A 285-nucleotide genomic window follows, 5' to 3' on the forward strand; every position below is an offset into this window, starting at 1 on the left:
GTACTAATAGACCAAAACAAACACACACAACGTGCAACACACAAACAAAAAAAGATGATGATTACGTCATGCACGCGTCCACTATGCAGTATCTGACACAACACTAAAGGGCAACACAGCCCCGAAAGTTTGTCGGTGGTTAATAGCGGCAGGGAAACGCCCGGACCCATTCCGAACCCGGAAGCTAAGCCTGCCCGCGCTGATGGTACTGCAACCGGGAGGTTGTGGGAGAGTAAGTTACCGCCGACATAAAACAATAAACACACAACTCAATACACAAAAAAG

At 47.7% G+C, this 285-nt stretch carries 1 rRNA gene; it reads left to right on the forward strand.

Going from position 1 to position 285, the window contains the following annotated elements:
- Positions 1-131: 131 nt before the first annotated feature.
- A 5S ribosomal RNA gene (rrf, locus tag HMPREF2888_RS02205) occupies positions 132-249 on the forward strand.
- The last annotated feature ends 36 nt before the right edge of the window (positions 250-285 follow it).

It is taken from the genome of Corynebacterium sp. HMSC077D03 (assembly GCF_001808545.1).
Lineage (GTDB): Bacteria > Actinomycetota > Actinomycetes > Mycobacteriales > Mycobacteriaceae > Corynebacterium > Corynebacterium simulans.